Below are 4,330 nucleotides of genomic sequence, written 5' to 3' on the forward strand. Positions count from 1 at the left end.
GATTAAATCTATGATATTGCCATATCGCCTGTCCTATTATCATCATTGGATATCTATGTCTGTTTGGTGTGCCCTTCATCTTTTTTGATATTTATTTTTTTAAATCCTACAATTTTATAATCTTTTACTCAATATCAGAATTTTATTCTATTTTTAACTTGACTGTGCCTTTGTATTTTATTTGAAAAAACTAAACAGATGTTTGATTCATGGGCAAAAAACCTATTTTCATATGCACTGCAACCCCTTTTTGTATATACTTCTATTATAATTTTGAACTATATAATTACAATTTTGATTTATTATATTTTCAATTTCACTGCCTGCTCAACTTGCTTATTAAGAGTGGACTTAGGCACTTTATATAATGAATGTTGGATTTCTGGTTACAATAGCATGCTAGACATTCACTCGCCACCAGATGAATCTGGTACTGTAAGTGTTTATTCAGCATTTGCAGTTTATGCCATGACATTTATTGGTGGCTTAGTCATTTATTTAGTTGCTAAGGGAATGTCAGAATTTTCCTCTTATATGTCTGGAATTGCATCTTGGATAGCAACTGGCGACCCAATGAGGCATATGAGTATTGGAGCTGTGGCAGATAATACATCTCAATTCGTAGAAGCAAAAGCTAAGCAAGCTGCAATAGCTGTAGCAACGGCAGCTGTGGCGGTGGCAACAGCTGGAGCAGGAATGGCAGCTGGGGCTGCAGGTGCTGGTGCTGGCCCGGCGCTGGAGTTACAGGTGGCACTGGTGCCGGAGTTACAGGTGGTACTGGTGAAGTTACAGGTGGCACTGGTGGAGTTACAGGTGGTACTGGTGGAGTTACACGTGGCACTGCTTCAAAAGTATCTGAGAAAATTGCAGAAAGTCTTAAAGATAAGTTAAAAGAGAAAGCAATTGATCATTTAACGAAAGATGATGACGACGATTAAATTACTAAAAAAATTAAATGTAATAATTATCTTGCAAAACTTTTGTTCTTGTTTTATTTTTCGCTTAGAAGCATTAATGGGGGCGGAATATTTGCTAAATTGGTCAGGTCTGAAAAGAAGCAGCCATAGCTTAGATTTTTGGGTCTCATTTTGCTTCTTCTGATTTTTATACTCAACTCCATAATAGAAGAAAATTGCTAAAATTAATCCAAGCTCTAGAGTAAATGTTAAATAATCACCAATATATTAAGATCAATTTAGGAAACATTAAGAAAAATTACTTAAAACTCAAATCCACTATAAATTCAAAAAAAACAATATGTTCTGCAGTAGTCAAGGCAAATGCTTATGGATTAGGCATAATTCAAATAACTCAAGCATTAGATGATGTAGGTTGTAAGGATTTTTGGGTCATAAATTTAGAAGAAGCATACTTGGTTAAGAATAACTCTCAAAAATCGAGAATTTACATCTTCCAAGGTGTAAATAGTAAGGAAGAGTTAGCTATTATCGAAGAGAATAACTTTATACCGGTAATAAGTGATAAAACACAGTTAGAGCTAATTAATCTTCATTCAAAAAAGAGACTAAATATTATTTTAAATTTTGACACAGGAATTGGTCGTGATGGGTTTCAAATTGAGGAAATTGAATCATTAAATTTGACAAAATGTGAGATTCTTTTTGTGATGAGTCATTTATCATGCTCTGAACAAAAAGGCCATTTTTTAAATATTAAACAACTACAAGATTTTAACTTTCTAAAAAAATTTTTTCCCGATTCAAAATTTACCTTTGCAAACTCAAGTGGTATATTTTTAGGTTCTGAATATCACTTTGATATGGTACGACCTGGAGGGGCATTATATGGGGTCAATGTATCCAAAGATAAAAATTCCCAAATGCTAAACGTTGTAGAATTTTATGCAAGTGTATTAAATAGAAAGATATTTTATAAAAATCAATATATTGGTTATAATGCCACATATGAAGTAAAAAAGGGTGATAAGATATTAATTTTAAATGTAGGTTACTCTGATGGGTATAAAAGAATTTTAAGTAATCAGTCTACAGTTTATGCCAAAGGCTTTATTTTGCCAGTTATTGGCATTGTCAGTATGAATATGATTGCAATAGATGCCAACCAGTTACCTGAATCTATCTTTATGGAAATAAAAAGTGTTGAATTAATTGGTGAAAAAATTACTATAGCTGAAATTGCAAAATTAGCAAATACAGATCAAAGAGAGATATTGACAAGCCTATCAACTAGTTGCAGAAAAATTTATACATTATGATATGAGCAAATTAAAATACGTTCAAACACTAGGTGTAATTACCTTAAATTTTTTAGAAGGCATAGGAAGATTGGTTATATTTCTTTTTGACATATTAAGCAAATTCTTTATGGCTCCTGTCTATGTAAAAAAAATATTTCATCAATTAGTTATAATTGGTTTTTATTCATTATCAGTAATTGGACTTACTGCAATATTCACAGGAGCAGTTTTAGCCTTACAAACCTATACTGGCTTCTCAAGAATGCATGCTGAAAGCTCAATAGCTTCTATTATCGTGATATCCATAACAAGAGAATTAGGGCCTGTATTAGCAGGATTAATGCTAGCAGGTAGAGTAGCAGGATCTGTAGCTGCTGAAATAGGGGCCATGAAAATCTCTGAACAAGTTGATGCATTATATACGCTCAATACCGACCCAATCAAATTTTTAATAATTCCAAAAATAATAGCAGGAACCATAGTTCTTCCTATGTTAGTTTTGATTTCTGATATTATCGGTATATTTGGAGGTTATTTGATAGCAATATATAAAATTGGATTTGAATACCATTCATACATCAATAGTACCATAAAATTCTTGGAGTATCAGGATGTGATATCTGGTTTAATCAAAGCAGCTGTTTTTGGTTTCATAGTAACCTTTATAGGTTGTTTTTATGGGTTCAAAACTTCAGGAGGAGCAAGTGGCGTTGGCATTTCTGCTACACAATCTGTAGTAACTTCATCTATTTTGATTTTGCTTTCCAATTATATAATAACAGGGTTACTATTCGTGAAATAAGGATGTCTAGAAACAATTTAATATCAATTAATAATCTCAGTAAAAGTTTTGATACAAAGCAAGTATTGAAAAACATAAATTTTAATGTGGTCAAAGGTGAGTCATTTATTATTATTGGAGGTTCAGGTAGCGGTAAATCTGTACTTCTCAAATGTATCGCAGGATTATTAGATCCTGATGATGGAAGTGAGGTGGTGATAGATAACGAATATGTGACACATACCCATATTATTCAGAGACAAAAATTTTTAAAAAAATTTAGTATGCTTTTTCAAGGCAATGCATTGTTTGACAGCTTACCAATTTGGCATAATATTTGTTTTAGCTTGATTAATTCTGGTATTTTAAATACAGAAAAAGCCAAAGAGCATGCAATAGAAATGTTATATTTAGTTGGATTAAAAGAAGAAATTTTAGAATTATATCCATCTAATTTATCAGGCGGAATGCAAAAAAGAGTCGCAATAGCAAGAGCAATAGCGACAAATCCAGAAATAATGTTTTTAGATGAACCAACCTCTGGCCTTGACACTGTTATGTCTGCAGCTATTACAAATTTGATTAAAAACATCAGTAAAAAATTAAAATCAACAACTATCACCATAACACACGATGTAAAAGTTATGGAAAAACTAGCAGATAGAGTTGCCTTGTTAAAGGAGGGGGAGGTTTTCTGGGTAGATAATCTTAAAAATACTGTGGAAAGTGAAGATGAATATGTTAAATTGTTTTTAAATAAGTAAAATTTAGTTTTAATGGAAACTTCTTTGTATCTAAAGTCTTTTTTTATACTAATATTGCTTATAAGTCTTATTGGGGTAATTATGGTATTAATAAAATTTTTAAAAAATAAAAATTTATTAGGAAATTATTTTGCAGCAGATAATAATTTAAAGCTTGAAGAAACACTAAATATAGATCATAAAAGAAGATTAGTGATGTGTAAATTCAAGAAAAAAAGGTATTTAATTTTGCTCGGTCAACAAGATATTTTGATAGATGTCATTACTGAAGAATAGAAAGTTTATTTGTTTTACCATTTTTCTAGCAATTTTGATTGCGGTAGAATCTAACTATGCCTTTGCTCAAGGTATTAATATTGATTTGGCATTGCTAAGCAAATATAGCGTCAAAGAAGAAATGTATATACACAGATAATTCAGCCATATCAGCGGCTTTGGAGTAAGCCTTGGTTTTTCGATTGTATCTCTTGATAAAGTCTCTGAGAGAGCTATTTTGGGCCTCAATATTATAGGTGTGCTTTTTACTTTGTATCAAAAGATCATTTGGGATAACTCTTGCATATGCTT

At 31.5% G+C, this 4,330-nt stretch carries 6 protein-coding genes, 1 other RNA gene and 1 pseudogene; 7 read left to right on the plus strand and 1 reads right to left on the minus strand.

What is annotated here, in order from left to right; genetic code table 11:
• Positions 1 to 174: 174 nt before the first annotated feature.
• The 7 genes and pseudogenes from L8D11_RS06000 to L8D11_RS03755 all read left to right on the plus strand — a co-directional run.
• Positions 175 to 297 (plus strand): annotated as a pseudogene (locus L8D11_RS06000) (type IV secretion system protein); the annotation flags it as partial.
• A 99-nt stretch (positions 298 to 396) separates the two neighbouring features.
• Positions 397 to 891, plus strand: a complete 495-nt coding sequence (locus L8D11_RS03730) for a hypothetical protein (protein ID WP_236870335.1) — start codon at positions 397 to 399, stop codon at positions 889 to 891.
• Between the two features lie 114 nt (positions 892 to 1,005).
• Positions 1,006 to 1,101: signal recognition particle sRNA small type (ffs, locus tag L8D11_RS03735), an RNA gene on the plus strand.
• Positions 1,102 to 1,162: 61 nt separating this feature from the next.
• Complete coding sequence (alr, locus tag L8D11_RS03740; protein WP_236870336.1) at positions 1,163 to 2,236, plus strand: alanine racemase; 1,074 nt, start codon at positions 1,163 to 1,165, stop codon at positions 2,234 to 2,236.
• 1 nt (position 2,237) lies between these two features.
• Positions 2,238 to 3,020: an MlaE family ABC transporter permease gene (locus L8D11_RS03745; protein WP_236870337.1), complete on the plus strand. Its 783-nt coding sequence runs from the start codon at positions 2,238 to 2,240 to the stop codon at positions 3,018 to 3,020.
• A 2-nt stretch (positions 3,021 to 3,022) separates the two neighbouring features.
• Complete coding sequence (locus tag L8D11_RS03750) at positions 3,023 to 3,763, plus strand: ABC transporter ATP-binding protein (RefSeq protein ID WP_236870338.1); 741 nt, start codon at positions 3,023 to 3,025, stop codon at positions 3,761 to 3,763.
• Between the two features lie 81 nt (positions 3,764 to 3,844).
• The gene (locus L8D11_RS03755; RefSeq protein WP_236870339.1) at positions 3,845 to 4,039 is read left to right on the plus strand and encodes a hypothetical protein; all 195 of its coding nucleotides are present in this window, start codon (positions 3,845 to 3,847) and stop codon (positions 4,037 to 4,039) included.
• Positions 4,040 to 4,133: 94 nt separating this feature from the next.
• On the opposite strand, the gene L8D11_RS03760 is transcribed toward L8D11_RS03755, so the two are convergent.
• Positions 4,134 to 4,330: IS1 family transposase (locus L8D11_RS03760; protein WP_272906032.1), on the minus strand; the 197-nt coding region annotated here is incomplete at its 5' end.

Origin of the sequence: Candidatus Bandiella numerosa, from assembly GCF_021811875.1 — a bacterium.
GTDB classification, from domain to species: Bacteria; Pseudomonadota; Alphaproteobacteria; order Rickettsiales; family Midichloriaceae; genus Aquirickettsia; species Aquirickettsia numerosa_A.